Genomic DNA, 16087 nt, shown 5'->3' on the forward strand with positions numbered 1-16087 from the left:
CATAAGCGGCGGCACAAAACAAAAAAGCGCCGCGCCATGACGCGGCACGCCCGCTTTCGTGCCGCGTCCCGTCCGGAGGCTTTCAGGGCACGATGACGCCACGTCCGGTGAACCGACGGTTCTTGAAATCGTCGAGCGCGGTGTTGATGCTGGCGAGATTGTATTCGGTGTAGTGCATCTTCACCTTGCCGTCGGCGTTCAGCTCCATCAGTTCGACAAGCTCGGTGAAATTGCCGACCAGGCTGCCGCCGATGTTGATCTCCTCGATGACGAGATGCGCGGTCGGTACGTTGATGTTGCCGCCATAGCCGACGACGAACAGTTGCCCGCCCTTGCGCACCATCTTCCAGCAGATGTTCTCGACACCGAGTTCACCGACGAAGTCGATGACCACATGGGCGCCGCCGCCGGTGATCTGGCTGACCTCCTCGATGACGTTTGGCCCACCGTCGAGCACGAAGTCGGCGCCAAGGTCCTTGGCCAGCACCCGCGCCGCCGGCTCGCGATCCACCGCGATAATGCGGCAACCCGAGATCGCGTGCAGCGATTGCAGCGCGATATGGCCGAGCCCGCCAATGCCGAGCAGCACGCAATAACTGCCTGGTCGCAGCAGCTTCGCCGCCCGCTTGGCGGCGCGGTAGGCAGTGATGCCGGCATCGGCGAGCGGCGCCACCTCGATCGGCGTGATGTTGGCGTTCAGCTTGATCAGCGAACGTTCGCTGGTGATGAAATATTCGGCGAAGCCGCCATTCATGCCGAGGCCGGGGAATTGGCCGTTGTCGCAATACATGTCCTCGCCGTGGCGGCAGTTGAGGCAGATGCCGCATGAGCGGAAGGGATGGCAGATCACGGCATCGCCGCGCTTGACCGACCTGACACCGCTGCCGACTTCCTCAACCCAACCGGCATTCTCGTGGCCCATGATGTAAGGCAGGAGCGTGCCTTCGGGGTCCATGGTCGGCTTCCACACACCCTCGATGATGTGCAGATCGGTGCGGCAGAGGCCGGCAGCACCCACCCTAACGATCACCTCGTCGGGAGCGGTGATCGTCGGCGCCTTGACCTCCTCGATCCTGAGCTGGACGTTCATCTTCGGATCGTATTCGTAAAGTCTGGCAGCTTTCATGGCTGTGTCCTTTCAAAATGTCTGGATTGCTTCAGGCGCGGCCGAGCTTTTCGGAGCCGCCGCCACGCGCTGGGCCGGCCGTCGGATCCTCATCCTCGGCAAGATCGCCAATCAGCGTTTCGGTGGTCAGGATCAGCGTCGCCACGGAAGCCGCGTTGGCGAGCGCCGTGTAGGTGACGCGGACCGGATCGATGATCCCTGCCTCGAACATGTTCTGATACGCGCCGGTCGACGCGTTGTAGCCGTAGCCGCCGTTGATGCGGGTGACCTCGACCACCACAGCTTCGGGATCGGCACCGGCATTGGCGGCGATGCGCCAGAGCGGGCGCGACAGAACCGACCGCACCAGGCGCACGCCCTCGGCGACATCGCCATCGACGCTAGCCGCCACCTTGTCGAGCAGCGGCGCGATCTGGGCAAGCGCCGAGCCGCCGCCGGCGACCACGCCCTCTTCGGATGCTGCGCGCACCGCATTCAGCGAATCCTCGATAAGCTGGATGGTTCGCTTCTGCTCGACCGGCGTAACACCACCGGCATAGAGGATCGCGGTGCCGCCGGAGAGCTTGGCCAGGCGCTCGCGCAGCTTGTCCTGGTCGATGTTCGGCGGGGAAGCTTCATACTGCCGCTGCACCTGGGCGCGACGCGAGGCTATCGCCGCATGGTCGCCGCCGCCGCGAATGATGGAGGTGTAGGACGAACTGGTCTTCACCCGGTCGGCCGTTCCGAGATCCTCGGCGGTGATATCCTCCAGCCGGCCGCCGAGATCGCGCGCGATCACCTTGCCGCCGGTGATGATGGCCAGATCCTCCATCATCGCCTTGCGCCAGTGGCCATATTCCGGCGGGTGGACCACAAGGTATCTTCCCGGCCCCTGCTTGCCGAGCAGGGTCACCACGACTTCCGGCGACATTTCCTCGGACACGATCAGCAGCGGCCGGCCAGCCTCGTCGGCGATGCGGCGAACCGCATCGAGTTGCTCGGGCTCCTTGATCTTGAGGTCGGTCATCAAGATGTAGGGCCGGTCGAGCACGGCCTCCATCTTCTCCTGATCGGTCACCATGTGATGGGAGAGGTAGCCGCGTTCGAAGGACATGCCCTCGACGACATCAAGCGTGGTCTCGGTGGTGACGCTGAAGTCCGTGGTGATGACGCCTTCCGCGCCCACCCGCTGATGGGCTTCCGCCACCAGCGCGCCGAGCTTGCTGTTGGTCGCCGCGATGTTGGCGACCGACGCCAGGATGCCGTTGCCCTTGGCCGGCTTGGCCGAAGCCTTGAGTGCTGCCACCACCGCCGCCACGGCAAGGTCGATGCCCTTGCACAGATCGACGGATTTGGCGCCGCGCTCGTTCGCCTCGATGCCGCCCTGGATGAGCGCGTTGGCGAGCACGATGGCCGTCGTGGTGCCGTCGCCGGCGATCTCGTTGGTCTGCATCGACACTTCGCGGACGACCTGCGCGCCCATGTTTTCGAAACGGTCGTGCAGCTCGATCTCGGAGGCGATGCTGACGCCGTCGCGGGTCACCATCGGCGTGCCGATCGGCCGGTCGATCATGGCGTTCATGCCTTTGGGACCGAGTGTTGGCTCGACAGCGGCTGCAAGCCGGAAGACGCCACGGGCGAGAGCACGGCGGGCCTCGGAATTGTGAAGCATTATCTTGGGCATGATTCCTCCTTCCGCCTTACGGGCGGGTTGTTGGTTGGGGGCCTCGTGCGAGGGAGGCCGTTGCTGTCAGCTCTGCTTCAGGCGATCGGCGCGGTCCTGGCCGGCACGCGATCCATGATGAAATCGACGAGCGTCGGTTCGCCGTCGACCACATCCAGTTCTTTGTATCTGGTCTGCTTGAGCCCACGGCACAGCGCGCCGTTGAACTCCATGTTGATGCGCACAGCGCGCAGTTCGGCGAGATGGGCGCTGAGTGCGTCAGCCGGTATGTGTTGCCCTTCCCAGGTCACGAAGACGGGATCATCCGCCCGGCGGTCGGGAAAACGCTCGAGCAGGGCCGCCCGGTATCTGGGTTTCTGTTTGGCCGCCTCGCCCGCCTCGAACCGGGCGACGTCGTATGCCGGCAAATCCATGCCGAGGATTTCCCGATCGGTCAGGCCGTGCTGCCGCAGACCGCGCAAAACCGCCTCCTGGCGCCGCTTGAATGCTTTCATCGCAAAGGTTTCGCGCAAGGCGCCGAGATCCTGATCCTCGGCGAGCACGGCAAAGATGTCGCCGAACGTCTTGCCGGATTCCATGCCGCGATTGACCTCTTCGGCGAACATGTGGTCGTGCAGCTTGACGCGATAGGCCGGCGCCCAGGAGAGCTGGTCGAGCGCCTTGCGGACGCCGTCCAGCATCAGGAACGCAAAGTTGGGCGAGCACCAGTAGGTCGGCAAGCGGAAGTCTATCTCCACCCGGCCATCGCTCGTCACAGCGGCCCGCTCGACGAAGCCCATCTCGGTGACGGGTTCGTCGAGTTCCGGGTCGTTGACCTCACCAAGGCGCCGCCAGAGTTCCATCTCGCGGCCGCCGGAAACGCTGGCGGTTGCCATGGCCCCTACTCCGCCGCGATGCTGAAGGGCGAACTGGCAAGCGCCTTCTTCTTGGCTTCGACGTCGATGTTGTAGAGACGCGCGGCGTTGAGGCCGAGGATCTTCTCCTTGATCTCGTCGGTCAGTTGCACACCGCGTTCGGCGGCAATGTCCCCGGGAATCTGATAGGCCCAGAATTTCTCGACCAGCCAGCGCGGCGTCCAGATCGCATAGTCGGAACCGAACAGGATCTTCTCCGGCCCGATCCAGAACAGCAGTTCGGCAATGACCTCGCCGAAATAGCGCGGTCGCGCATGGATGAAGGGCAGCGCCACCGCCAAGCCGCCATAGACATTGGTTTCCTGCGTCGCGATCCAGCAGAAGTCGTCGAGACGCGGGAGGCCGCAATGCTCGACGATCCAGTTGAGGTTCTGGAAATCGGTCGCCGCATGATCGACGTCATGGACGTCGAAGGCGTCCTTCGAGAGCGGGATGATTGTCGGGCCCTTGTGAACGTGGATGTTCTTGATGCCGAGCTTGTCGCAGAGTTCGAAGCATTTGTAGGCGTCGGGATCGGTGAGCTTCCAGCCCTTCGAAGCGCCGTTCCATTCGGCCGTATACATCTTCACGCCCTTGACGTTGTAGGTCTCCTTGAGGAAGTGGATGTATTCCAGCGCCTTTTCGCCGTCGCGCGGATCGAAGGCGCCGTTGACGATGAAACGTTCGGGATATCGCTTGGCCACCTCGGCGTTGCGTTCGATCGTGTTGAAGCCGTTCTTGTAGAAGTCCTTGAGATAGGTCGACTGGACAATCGCCACATCATCGGGGCCGTCGATGAACAGGTCGCGATAGAGGTCGTCGGCGCTGTATTTCTCGAACTTGCTCTTCTCCCACAGCTGCTCCTTCGGGCTCAAGCCCGTGTGATAGGCATAGAAGCACTCGATGAACTGCTTGCCGTGGATATTCTTCTGGTTTTCCGGGCTGCCGTCCCAGAAATGGGTGTGGCCGTCGACCACGAAAATGTCCTTGCCTTCCGGTGTTCTGTACATTGTTGCCTCCGCAGCAATCGCGTTGATCGGTTCGGCGCGCCGCACCCGGCGGCGCGCCGGATTTTTTTTTGGCGGCTATTCGATGTATTCGAACATCTCGTCCATGTTGCCGAACAGGATCACGGTGTTGTCGTCGACGCGAACCATGCGGCCATAGTGGGTGGAGGTGTTGACCTCGAAGGTCTCGGCCGAAATCTCGCGGCCGAGATATTCGCCGATCGCGTCCATCTTGAAGATCAGCTTGCCGTCACCGTCGATGCGGATCAGCGCCGGCTGGTAGGTGATGGTCACCCCCGGCTTCTGGCCCATGAATTCGGCGATGGCCCTGGCCTCGACCGAGTCGTTCATGGTGACGCCGCATTGGTGCGAAATCGTCTGTTCGAAGGTGATGTCCTTCATCGCCTTGAAGATGTTGGAATGGCTTGCGTCGCGTGCTGATAGTGACATGACGATTTCTCCTGTTTCAGCGCTTGAGGCCGAGTTCGCCGAGGATCTGGCCAATCCGCTCTTCGGATTTGGCGCGGACATCGGCGAATGCGACCGGCTTGGAATGCGGCATCGACCAGATCGGCTGCAGGCCGAGGGCTGCCTTGTCGGCGAGCGCGCCGTGTTTCTTGACCCAGCCCTGGAAAAGCTTGCGGTTGGCTGCGCCATGCGTCTCGTCATTGGCGAGCATGTGCATGAGGTCGATCGTGTTGGCGAGGTTGCGCTCGTAGTCGGCCTCGGCCGCCGAAATCACAGCGGGCGTTATGAAGTCATGGTTGGCGGCGGCGATCTGCATCAGGAAGCCGGAGCGAAATACTTCGCCCACCAGCGGCTCGAAGACGATGTTGATGGCAAAATACTGCTCGAGATAGTCCGTCGCGCCCATGATGGTCTCGACCGCTTCGCGCGTGCCTTGCCAGTTCTTGTCCTCGAGCCAGGCCTTCTTGCCGAGCTCGTCGTCCCAGTCGGGGAGATCCATGCCGATCTCGGCGAGGTAGAGCGTGATGTCCTGGGCGAGTCGCAGCTTGTAGGACGAGTTGGTCAGCGTGGCATTGTTGATCATCTGGGTGTAGCCGTAACGCTGTGCCTGCATCAGCGACGTGCCAAGCCCGAATTCGGCATGTTTCCAGGCGCCGAGCTGCGTCTGCAGGATCTTGACCCAGGCCTTGTCGAAGGTCTTCGGGGTGCCCGACTTGCGCGCGTTGTTGATGACGCTCTGCACCATCGTCTCGATCTTCGACTGGCGCTGATAGTGCGTGCGCTCCCACTCCTGGTCGGGGGCGCGGAAGGCATGCCAGTTGGAACTCTGCGCGGCGGTGTTCTGCTTGACATAGGCGCCCTTGCCGTCGGCAAACGAGATGATCCAGTCCTGGATCAGGTAACGTTCCGGGTCGGGCTGGACGTCGACCGTCATGTCCTCGTAGTGGGTGGCGCGCTGGCCTTTCGGGTCGAAATACCGGTATTTCCGGCTGTCGGAGTCGGCGAAGATTGCCGCGCCGGCGGCTCCTGATCCGACTGAACTCGAAGTTGCAGGCATAGTCTCTCTCCCTTGTTGCAGTTGTGGTTGGCTTGGCATGGCCGTCCCTCAATGGGCCGGCGTTGCACCTGCCGATGTGGTGAACTTGTCGAAGAAGATCCGCTCGGTCTCGAAGCCGTTCATGAACAGGACCGGCTGCAGCGCATCGATCATCGGCGGCGGGCCACAGGCATGGACATCGCCCTGCCCGTCGACCGCCAGTTGCTTGAGCTTGGCGTCGACACTCTGGTGCACGAAGCCACGTTCGCCTTGCCATTCGACGTCGTCATTCGCGTGCGACAGCACGGGAATGAAGGTGACGTCGGAATGATTGCCGACCAGCTCGGCGATCCTGTCGAGATAGAACAGGTCGTTGCGGGTGCGGGCGCCGTAGAAGAAATAGACCGGACGTTTCTCGCCGCTCTTGAGGTGATCGTTGAGGATCGACCAGATCGGCGACATGCCCGATCCGGCGCCGACCAGGATCAGGGGTCCTTGCCGTTCGTCGCGGCGGAAACAGGTTCCGTAGGGCCCGACGACGGTGACTTCGGCTCCGGCTTTGATTCCTCCGGAATCGAGTTCTCCCGAGAACTTTCCCTCAGGGTATTTTTTGATGATGAAGGAGAGTTTTTGGGTTTGGTCCGGCGTATTTGCCATGGAGAACGAGCGCGTAATCGTCTCCCCTTTTTGCGTGGTAACCGTGATGTCGACATATTGCCCCGCCCAAAACTTCATCGGGGAGCCGAGTTCGATTTCGATGCCGCGAATGTCGTGGGTCAGCTGCTCGATCCGAGCAATCCGGCCCTTGTACGTTTTCACGGCGATCGCTTTCGCCAAAATCTCCTCGTCGTAGTTGAGAAGCTCGACTTCCAGGTCGGAGTAGGCGATGCAGCGGCACAACAGGACGTGCCCGCTTTCCTTCTCCATGTCGTTCAGTGCGAAGGTTGAGTATTTCAGCATGTCGACTTCGCCTTCGAGCAACACGCTTTTGCAGGCCGAGCATTGCCCTTCCTTGCAGCCATGCGGCAGCGCGATGCCCTGGCGGAACGCGGCGTTGAGCACCGTTTCGCCATGCTCGACGTCGAATTCGACGCCGACTGGGCTGAGCCTGACCGTGTGGGTTTCCGACATACGGACCTCCAGTGAAAGGAAGGGGCGGGACGAACCCGCCCCCCTTTGGCCTGATCAGTTGCAGGGGTTGATGGTGAAGCCCTTGGCATATTCCGCCAGGTGCTTCTCGCGGTCCGCGGGCGACATGGCCCGCAACGCGTTGAGCGGCGATCCGAGCGTGTTGCCGCGCACATCGTCGAGCGTCCACATCTCCTTGTCGTCGAAGCGCAGATGCGGTTGCGGAACCAGCGTCTTGCCGTCGGAACGGACGAAGTTCAGGTCCTTGATCGCATCGGCCAGATCCCAGCCATCATAGAGCGTCTCCCACTCGCGCTTGCCGCTGAAGCGGCCCATCGCGGGCGTCGGCCGGCCCTGATACTCGTCGGCGAAGGCGACCGTTGCGGTCCACTTGTCGAGTTCGTGGGCGAAGGTGTGCAGCTGGCCGTCGATCTCGCCGACCACCATGTCCTCGCGGATCAGGCAGGGTACGAGGCAGGACCAGCAGCGGTGCGGATAGACGTAGCCGACGTCGCTGTTGAACAGCAGCACCTTCTCGCCCTTGTGGCTGAGCTTGGCGTACCATTTCCAGAAGTCGCCGAACTCGGCATACCAGCCCGGATATTTGTGCTCGAACCACTCGAAGTCCTTGTCGGTCTGGGCTTCGATGCGCCAGAAATTGACCGGCCAACCGACCGCGAAGAACTGTCCGACCTTGTGAACATAGTTCTTCTTGGTGATGCGCTCCCAGGCCGCCTGGACGTCGTCGTGATGAACCTTGATGCCGTATTTCTCGAGCGGCAGCATGTAGGTGCGATAGTAGTCCTCATAGATCCAGCGGTGCCACATTTCCGCGTAGGACTCCTTGTTCTTGTCGCGGTTGGTGGTGCCGTATTCGATGAAGGTGCCGATGGCCGCATCGACGATCGCGTGGTTCTGCCAGAAGGCGTAACGCAGATCGCGTTCGAGCAGCAGGTGGTTTTCCGGCTCCTTGAGCGCCGCCATCAGCAGTGAGTGGCCGTTGCCGATATGCCGGCTTTCGTCGGACTGCACCGACAGGAATACGGTCGGCAGCGCATAGTCGCCGTTGCGGGCGGCTTCCGAAGGCATGGCGACGAACAGCGTGTTGGTGAAGGCGGTCTCGGCCACCACGGTCAGGTACATGCAGGCGGCGGTCATCGTGTCGCCGGTGATGAAGCCTTCCGCGAACTGCCGGCCGATGGTCGTGGCGTAGCATTTTCCGAAGGCTTCCTCGGTGATGTCGAAGCCGGCCGGATCAATGTAGTTCTCCATGTACCACTTCTTCAAATTCATCTGGATCGTCGAGTGACGAAACTCGTCGATCATCTGCATGGTGAAACCGGTTCTGAGTTCCTCGCCAGGCGCGATGCGGGCCACCATCGCCATCGAGCGGGCGGCGGAGATTTCCGGGAAGGGAATGATGGCCAGGAAGAGTTTCATCCACTCGACCCAGCGCGGTTCCACATTGCGGAACATGTCACCACGCAACGCTGCGTCGAGCGCGCCGTAGACGCGGTTGTCCTTCTCTTCCTGCATCGGGAAGTACGACCGCAAAACCTGCTTCATCGGGTCGCGCGGCGTCTTGTTGATCTTGTAGTCGGTCGGAAACGTCATCGCTTCCTGGACGTAGGAAGGATTCCAGCCGAGATCGGCAATCTTCTTGGTCGCCTCGCCGACGGAGATTCCGCGTTGCGAGGTAATCTTGTTGAGCGTCAGAGACGTCATGGTCATAAGCCTCCACCAGGTTTGAGCCGCAGGTCCCTTGACCCCGGCAGGAAGCGGCGAACAGCACCGCAAGTGAGAATGCGAACGGCATGACAAAGGGTTGCGCATTCAGGCGCGACTCATGGTCCGGCCATTCAAGTGGATCGCGGCAAAGGTTCTCTGGGAGTCCGGCAGGATCCGCGGCGCCAATCGCATCTGCGATGGGCGTATCGAAGCGGTTCTGCTTCCTCCGTTCCTTCGTTCTTTTGGCACCGCGTCAAAAGCGCGATGGGCTTCTTGTGGAAATGTACAAAGCAAGCGCCGTGCCAATTTGAAAATAGCACCCATGGCTAGCGCTCAAAACAAAATCGTTGCCCTTCCGATATACGAGCGGACGGCCAACTGTAACGTTCTTTTACATTCGTAACGTATGGCTGTAATATTTAGTATCTATTCGCATGTGCAATATTTTTAGTTAGCTAATGCAGCAAATTCGAAAAACAAATATCATCTATTCAATTCTTCGTCTTTCTCTACTATTTGAAGATGGCCGCCCATGGATGGGCCTCGCGCTGGAGAAAGACGATGTCGAGCGATAGAGACAGAAGGGGGGCGCCCGAGCCAATGTCCAGCCAGGCCGACGGCGTCACCGGCGATCTTGTCAAGCTGATGCCCCGCGATCTGGTTTTCGTCATGCGCTTCATGGGCGAGAGCCAGCACCGGCTGCAGAGCCATTTCCAGGACTTCATCCGGGCCGAGCTTGCCGCCGGCGGCGTGACCACGCAGACGCATCCCATGATCCACCTGTTCATCGAGAACCACGCAATCCTGTTGCGCGACTTCGTCTTTTCCGGCGTTTCGCTGACACGCCAGTTCCGCGTCGACGAGATCGAACGCCTGACCGGCGATACGACATCGATGATCCGCGTCGACATCTGGGACCAGCTCAAGAGTCACATCGAAACAGCTGAAAAGCAGTTCCGGTCGCAGGCCGGCACGCTGCCCAAATTGCTATCGGCTTTCGAAAAGCCACCCGGACCGATGGCTGGGGGCGAGAAATGACAGGAGGATCCGAAACCGCCCGGCGTGACGCGCTGCTTGCTCGCCGTCTCGATCTCGTCGCCCACGTCTCCGCCCTCACGGCGGAGGCAATGCGGCTCAATCAAAAACGCGCCGGTATCGAAATGGACGTGCTGCGCCTGGAACTAGAGATCGACAGAAGCGGCGCCAGCGAGCAACTGGTGCGGGACTTGCATGAGGCCGAGGAGAGCGCAGCGGCAATCATGCTCGCGTGCGCAGCTTGCGAGGACCGCATCGTCGCGGCGGAAGGCGATGTCGAGGACGTCGACCGCGACCTCGCGGCGACGGTTGAAGACTGAGGGAAGGAATGGCCGTGAACCAGCAGACAATGCAGAACCTGACCCTGTTCGATCTTTTGGCGCGAAGCTGGCGTCGCCCGTCGGCGATCGCCGGTCTGCGCTTCAGCACCGACGGTTCGGCTGTTGCCTTCACCTCGGTGGACGGAACCGTTGCCATTGCCACGGTCGCGGATCACGAAACACCGGAGTCGCGGCTCAGGGTGAGCCATGATCTCGGCCAGACGACGATCCGACCCAGGGAGAAGCCGCCAGTGCCGTTGATCGCCACGGCGGCATTCGGGGATGGCGATGTCCCGCTGGCGGCCCATGCGCATTCCGGCTTTCTGGTCGGCGCGGCCAGTGGCGAAGTGCTGCCTCTGACCGCGGGCGGTGAAGTCGTGGCCCCCCTGGTCCGGATCGAGGGGCCGATCGTCGCCCTCGACCACAGCGCCCGGGCAGACACGACAGCCGTCGGCAATGGGCATGATATCTTCCTGTCGCGCGGCCAAGACGACGCAGTGCAACTGGGATGCCGCGTGACATCGTCGACAGACACACTCGCGTTCTCGCCCGGCGGGCGGCGCCTTGCCTGCGGCCTTGGTGAGGGACTTTCGATCTGGGCGGTCGAAGGCGACGCTGCCTTGATACGCGATGTCTCGCTTCCAGCGCGCCCGGCGTCGATCCGCTGGAGCGACGACGGCACATGGTTGGCCTGCGGGCTCGAAACTGGAGGCTTTGCCCTGGTCGACCCGGTTGATGGCCATTCCAGCATTGTCGCGGGATTTCCGTCGCCGGTCCGGACGGTGTGCTGGAGCCAACCCGCAGATGCGCTGTTTGCCTCGGGCGCCTTCCGGATCGCCGGTTGGTCGATGACCGCCCCGCCTGTTGGCGGCGAAACCTCGGGCGCGTTGGAGACAGGCCGTGCCGGGCTGATTCTGGTCGAGGCGGTGGCGGCACACCCGGAAAAGAAGCTGATTGCCGCGGGTTACGCCAATGGCCGCATCACCATCGCCCAGATCGGCGCGCGGGACGAACTGCTCGTCAGACCCCTGGGCAGCGCGGTGACCGCGCTTGCCTGGTCCGGCGATGGACGACACCTGGCAGTGGGCGCCGTCGATGGCACCGCCGCGATCATCACCTTTCCCGCGCAAATGTTCAAATAGCGGACGCAGTCCACATGAAACAGGAGGATGAGATGCAGACCGAACTTACAGCCGAAGAAGAAAGCAAAGACGAATTTTTCGAACGGCTGGCCAAGCTGTCGGAAGAAATGGTGGCCAAGCATGGCAAGGATTTCAGCATGGGCGCGCTGGTACTCGCCGCACGCTGGATCGCCGAAAACCGTGTTGGCAAGCTGAAGACCAACTAGACTGCATTGTGATCGACGAAGCGGCGCCAACCACCGAAGGACGAGATGTCGGACGCACCGCTCAGGCCAGCGGTTTCGACCAAAAAACCCTTGGCCGAACTGCCGTCCTCGAGCTCGATCGTCCCGATGCCGAGCGGCGGTGGAATGGCCGCGACGAAACGGCCGAAGGCATCGGCCGCCAGCCGCCAGACTTCGACCTCGACGGCTTCACCCCCTTCGGCGACGCGAATCAGGCCGGGCTTTGGCACGGACTGGCCGGCGAGCGCATAGAGCCTGTAGGCGGCGGACGTCCTGGCCGCACGCGAGAAAAGCGCGCCGAGCTGGCTCAGTTGGCCATTGAGCGGCATCCCCGAAAGATGCGCGCCAACAACCACCAGATCTATCATCTCATCCCGCGCGCGCTCGCCCGGCGGTGAGCAGCCCGGCTGCGCCCAACCAGTTGAGCCAAGCGGAAGGCCGCCCGCCGCATGGATGTCGCGGGCAAGTGCCGCGGTCAGCCAGTCCCTGCCTGCCATGGCGAGCAAGGTCACGCTCATCGGCAGCCCGTCGTCGCGCTTGCCGGTCGGCACGGCAATGCCGCACATGTCGAGCAGATTGACGAAATTGGTGTAGGTGCCGAGCCGGCTGTTGGTGGCGATCGGGTCGGCGAGCACCGCCTCCAGCGCGTAATGCGTCGGCGCGGTCGGCACGCAGAACAAGTCGACTGAAGCGATGACCGAAGCGAGCTTCGCCTTGTAGGCCTGAAGCGCGTAGAGGCCCATGAAGGCGTCTGCCGCCGAAAGACTGCGCGCGCCGCCGATGATTTTCCGCGTTACCGGATGCAGGGCCGCTTCGTTTGCATCCATGAAGTCGCGGATCGCGGCGTAGCGTTCGGCCACCCAGGCGCCTTCATAGAGAAGATTGGCGGTGGCGTAGAAATCGCCGAACGGGATTTCGACCAATCGGCAGCCGAGCTTCTCCAGAAGGCCAAGAGCCGCCTCGAAGCCGGCCTGCATGGAGGCGTCGCCGAAGAACTCGAGATCCCCCTTCGCGGGCACGCCGACACTCAGCACCGGCGGGCGCGCGGCCAGCGCCGGCACCTTGATCGCGCGTGAATAGGCATCGGCCGGATCCTTGGCCGCCGCCACGCCGAACACCGCATAGGCGTCGTCAACGGTCAGCGCAAACACCGAGATGCAGTCGAGCGTGCGGCAGGCCGGCACGACGCCGGCGGCCGAAAGCGCACCAACGGTCGGCTTCAGCCCGACGATGTTGTTGAGGCCGGCGGGTATGCGGCCGGAGCCTGCCGTATCCGTGCCAAGCGCGAAGGAAACGATGCCGCGCGCCGTCGCAACGGCGGACCCTGACGAGGAGCCGCCCGGCACAAGGCTGGCATCGATGGCGTTCCTCGGGATCGGGTACGGCGTGCGCACGCCGACAAGGCCGGTGGCGAACTGGTCGAGATTGGTCTTGCCAACCACCAGCGCGCCGGCAGCCTTCAGGTGAGCCACCACGGTGGCGTCCTTGTCGGGCACATAGGCATATTCGGCGCAGGCTGCCGTTGTCGGCATGCCGGCGACATCGATGTTGTCCTTGACCGCGAAGGGCACACCCCACAGAGGCTTGCCCTCCGGATCGAACGGTCCGAGCTTTTGCGCCTGCGCCAGCATGTCCGCCCTGCCGGCGAGATGGAGGAAGATGCCGGGATCGTCAGCCGCCGCGATGCGCGCATGCACGGCATCGATCATGGCGGCGACAGTGACACCGCGGGCATAAGCCGCGTGCAGACTGCCGATGTCGAAGCGGATCTCGCTCATGTGGCCTCCCCCAGAATGATCACCGGCAGGTCCCACTGGATCAGCACGACGCAGCCGTCCTTCGTCCACACCGAATGCTCGGTCCCGACCGGGTTCAGGATGACGCTGCCCGGGGGATAGTCGCCATTCTCGTCGCTCTGCGTGCCCTCGAGCACGACGATGGTTTCCAGCCCGACATGGCGGTGGCGCGGCACGCCGGCGCCTTGCCGGTAGTGGAGGATCGCCACCGACGGCTCAACCGGCCCGCCCTTGAGCAGCCAGTGCACCGTGATGCCGTCGCGAAAAGGCTCGAATGGCAGATCGCGCCAGCCGCCACCGACGAGGCCGGCAAAGCTCAGATTAGCCATTCGCAAGTCCCTGCAGCACCTGGTCGGTCGTCGCCGTCCAACCGACAATGGCGCCCTGGGCGCGGATCATGGCGATGGCCGCCGCCTTGAACTCCGGAAAATAGCTTTCCGTCGCATCCTCGGCGAGCAGGCATTCATAACCACGATCATTGGCCTCGCGCATCGTCGTCTGCACGCAGACTTCGGTGGTGACACCGGCGAAGACCAGCTGTCGCGCACCGAGCCGCTTCAGGTCCTCGCCAAGACTGGTCGCATAGAAGGCGCCCTTTCCGGGTTTCTCGATGACGATCTCGCCAGGCAATGGCGCCAGTTCGTCGAGGATCGCCGTTCCCGGCTCGCCAACGATCAGCACCCGGCCCATAGGCCCGACATCGCCGATGCGGATCGACGGATTGCCGCGGTTGCGCTTGGCCGGCGGCAGGTCGGACAGATCGGCCCGGTGGCATTCCATCGTGTGGATCACCGGCAGACCGGCAGCGCGGAACCCCTCGATCAGCTTCTTCACCGTCGGCACGATCGCGGTGATGCGGCTGACGTCGTTGCCGAGGCTGGCGCCGAAGCCGCCGGGCTCGGCGAAGTCGCGCTGCATGTCGATGACGACCAACGCCAGCGAGGCTGGCGTGAAGACGAAGCGAAATGGCTGCGCATCGATTTCGGCCATCAGTGATGCCCCGCCATATGCTCGCCTATGGTTTGCACGCTCGCCTGCGCGATCGGCGTTTCGTAAACCAGTGCGCCGTCCGACATGACGAAGATGCGATCGGAAAGTTCCAGAAGCTCGTCGAGATCCTCCGACATCAAGAGCACGGCGGCACCCGCATTGCGCGCCTTCATGATGCGGGCGCGGATTTCAGCCACGGCCGAGAAGTCGAGGCCGAAGCACGGGTTGGAGACGATCAGCAGATCGACCTCGCCGGTCAGTTCGCGCGCCAGCACCGCGCGCTGCACATTCCCACCCGACAGCGAGGCGATGGGCGAGGACAGCGATGCGGTCTTGACCTTGAACTGCTCGACCAGCCTAGCGCTGAAGGCGCGGATGGCACTGGTGCTGATCCAGCTTACCGGTCTGCCGTTGCCATCCATGTCGAAGGTGCGGAAGGAGATGTTCTCGGCCACCGTCATTTTCGGCGCACAGGCATTCTTCAGCGGCTCTTCGGGAATAAGCCGCACATTGAGCGCGCGCGCCTCTGCGCGCGTCGCGGCATAGGCGGTCCCCCGCACCAGCACCTCGCCGGCGTCACGCGGCCGCTGACCCGCCAGCACTTCCAGAAACTCCTTCTGGCCGTTGCCGGAAATGCCGGCGATGCCGACGATCTCGCCCGAGCGCACGCCGAGATCCTCGATGCGGATCGACTTCAATCCGGTTCGATCTGGCGCCTTCAGCGATTTGACCTTGAGCACGATCTCGGCATCCGGCCTCGGCGCGGCGCGGCTGTCGAGCGCGGCGATCGGCTGGTCGCCGATCATCATTGCCGCCATCGCCTTGTGGTTGAGATCGGCGACGCGGCCGGTTCCCGTGAGCTTGCCCTTGCGCAGCACGCTGACGTCGTCGGCGAAGGCCGTAACCTCATGGAACTTGTGCGAGATCATCAGCACGGTGAGGTCGCCTGCCTTTGTCATGTCGCGGACCAGGCCAAGCACCTCCTGCGCCTCGCCCGGCGTCAGCACCGAGGTCGGCTCGTCCAGCACCAGGAAGGAGCGGCCGAGATAGAGCTGCTTGATGATTTCGAGCTTCTGCTTCTCGCCCGCCGCAAGCTCCGCCACCTTGACGTCGAGCGGCAACTTGAACGGCATGCGCTCCATGAACACGGCGAGATCGCCACGCTCCTTGCGCCAGTCGATAATGCCGGGAACCTTCTCGCGCGAGATGACGAGGTTTTCCGCTCCCGTCAGCGACGGCACCAGCGTGAAATGCTGGTACACCATGCCAAGCCCGAGCGCCGAAGCGTCGCGGGGGTTGTCGATCTTGACCTCGCGGCCATCGACCAGCATGTCGCCGGAAGTCGGGTGATAAAAACCCATCATGCATTTGACCAGCGTCGACTTGCCGGCGCCATTCTCGCCGAGCAGCGCGTGGAAGGACCCTGCCGATACCTTCACCGACACGCCGTCCAGCGCCGTGAAGCCGCCGAAGCGCATGGTCATGCCGATGGTTTCGACGCCGACTGCTTTTCCGACGCTCATCGTGGCCC

16 protein-coding genes are annotated in these 16087 nt (G+C 62.7%); 4 read left to right on the forward strand and 12 right to left on the reverse strand.

Annotated elements, in window-relative coordinates; translation table 11 throughout:
* Positions 1 to 82: 82 nt before the first annotated feature.
* The 8 genes from BLS48_RS25455 to BLS48_RS25490 all read right to left on the reverse strand — a co-directional run bounded on the left by BLS48_RS25455 (position 83) and on the right by BLS48_RS25490 (position 9052).
* On the reverse strand, positions 83 to 1126 hold the full coding sequence (locus BLS48_RS25455) for an NAD(P)-dependent alcohol dehydrogenase (RefSeq protein ID WP_091583796.1): 1044 nt from the start codon (positions 1124 to 1126) through the stop codon (positions 83 to 85).
* Between the two features lie 31 nt (positions 1127 to 1157).
* Positions 1158 to 2789 (reverse strand): molecular chaperone GroEL, encoded by a 1632-nt coding sequence (groEL, locus tag BLS48_RS25460; protein WP_091583798.1) that lies wholly within the window; start codon positions 2787 to 2789, stop codon positions 1158 to 1160.
* Between the two features lie 77 nt (positions 2790 to 2866).
* The gene (locus tag BLS48_RS25465; protein WP_208604671.1) at positions 2867 to 3664 is read right to left on the reverse strand and encodes an iron-sulfur cluster assembly protein; all 798 of its coding nucleotides are present in this window, start codon (positions 3662 to 3664) and stop codon (positions 2867 to 2869) included.
* 5 nt (positions 3665 to 3669) lie between these two features.
* Positions 3670 to 4692 carry an amidohydrolase family protein gene (locus tag BLS48_RS25470; RefSeq protein WP_091583950.1) on the reverse strand — a complete coding sequence of 341 codons (1023 nt, stop codon included), beginning with the start codon at positions 4690 to 4692 and terminating at the stop codon, positions 3670 to 3672.
* Between the two features lie 75 nt (positions 4693 to 4767).
* On the reverse strand, positions 4768 to 5139 hold the full coding sequence (locus BLS48_RS25475) for an MmoB/DmpM family protein (RefSeq protein WP_091583801.1): 372 nt from the start codon (positions 5137 to 5139) through the stop codon (positions 4768 to 4770).
* A 16-nt stretch (positions 5140 to 5155) separates the two neighbouring features.
* Complete coding sequence (locus BLS48_RS25480) at positions 5156 to 6214, reverse strand: aromatic/alkene monooxygenase hydroxylase subunit beta (protein ID WP_091583803.1); 1059 nt, start codon at positions 6212 to 6214, stop codon at positions 5156 to 5158.
* 48 nt (positions 6215 to 6262) lie between these two features.
* Positions 6263 to 7324 (reverse strand): NADH:ubiquinone reductase (Na(+)-transporting) subunit F, encoded by a 1062-nt coding sequence (locus tag BLS48_RS25485; RefSeq protein WP_091583806.1) that lies wholly within the window; start codon positions 7322 to 7324, stop codon positions 6263 to 6265.
* A gap of 54 nt (positions 7325 to 7378) precedes the next feature.
* Positions 7379 to 9052, reverse strand: coding sequence for an aromatic/alkene/methane monooxygenase hydroxylase/oxygenase subunit alpha (locus BLS48_RS25490; protein ID WP_206077143.1), 1674 nt, complete (start codon positions 9050 to 9052; stop codon positions 7379 to 7381).
* A 558-nt stretch (positions 9053 to 9610) separates the two neighbouring features.
* On the opposite strand from BLS48_RS25490, the gene BLS48_RS25495 reads away from it, so the two are divergent.
* Genes BLS48_RS25495 through BLS48_RS25510 form a run of 4 tightly spaced genes read left to right on the forward strand, consistent with a single transcriptional unit; the run spans position 9611 to position 11752 of the window.
* Entirely contained in the window at positions 9611 to 10087 is a 477-nt protein-coding gene (locus BLS48_RS25495) for a hypothetical protein (RefSeq protein ID WP_091583955.1), read from the forward strand.
* Positions 10084 to 10404, forward strand: coding sequence for a hypothetical protein (locus BLS48_RS25500; RefSeq protein WP_091583809.1), 321 nt, complete (start codon positions 10084 to 10086; stop codon positions 10402 to 10404). The genes BLS48_RS25495 and BLS48_RS25500 overlap by 4 nt, the downstream gene beginning before the upstream one ends.
* A 14-nt stretch (positions 10405 to 10418) precedes the next feature.
* Positions 10419 to 11546: a WD40 repeat domain-containing protein gene (locus tag BLS48_RS25505; RefSeq protein ID WP_091583958.1), complete on the forward strand. Its 1128-nt coding sequence runs from the start codon at positions 10419 to 10421 to the stop codon at positions 11544 to 11546.
* Positions 11547 to 11560: 14 nt separating this feature from the next.
* A complete protein-coding gene (locus BLS48_RS25510) occupies positions 11561 to 11752 on the forward strand; it encodes a hypothetical protein (protein ID WP_091583811.1) in 192 nt (63 codons plus the stop codon).
* Here BLS48_RS25510 and atzF read toward each other — a convergent pair.
* Genes atzF through BLS48_RS25530 form a run of 4 tightly spaced genes read right to left on the reverse strand, consistent with a single transcriptional unit; the run spans position 11749 to position 16079 of the window.
* Complete coding sequence (gene atzF / locus BLS48_RS25515; RefSeq protein WP_091583814.1) at positions 11749 to 13548, reverse strand: allophanate hydrolase; 1800 nt, start codon at positions 13546 to 13548, stop codon at positions 11749 to 11751. The two genes, BLS48_RS25510 and atzF, sit on opposite strands and share 4 nt — an antisense overlap.
* Complete coding sequence (locus BLS48_RS25520) at positions 13545 to 13895, reverse strand: cupin domain-containing protein (protein ID WP_091583816.1); 351 nt, start codon at positions 13893 to 13895, stop codon at positions 13545 to 13547. The genes atzF and BLS48_RS25520 overlap by 4 nt, the downstream gene beginning before the upstream one ends.
* Positions 13888 to 14556, reverse strand: coding sequence for a cysteine hydrolase family protein (locus BLS48_RS25525; protein WP_091583818.1), 669 nt, complete (start codon positions 14554 to 14556; stop codon positions 13888 to 13890). Before BLS48_RS25525 ends, BLS48_RS25520 begins: the two co-directional genes overlap by 8 nt.
* On the reverse strand, positions 14556 to 16079 hold the full coding sequence (locus tag BLS48_RS25530; protein ID WP_091583821.1) for an ABC transporter ATP-binding protein: 1524 nt from the start codon (positions 16077 to 16079) through the stop codon (positions 14556 to 14558). Before BLS48_RS25530 ends, BLS48_RS25525 begins: the two co-directional genes overlap by 1 nt.
* Between the last annotated feature and the right edge of the window lie 8 nt (positions 16080 to 16087).

Origin of the sequence: Mesorhizobium qingshengii, from assembly GCF_900103325.1 — a bacterium.
Taxonomy (GTDB): Bacteria; Pseudomonadota; Alphaproteobacteria; order Rhizobiales; family Rhizobiaceae; genus Mesorhizobium; species Mesorhizobium qingshengii.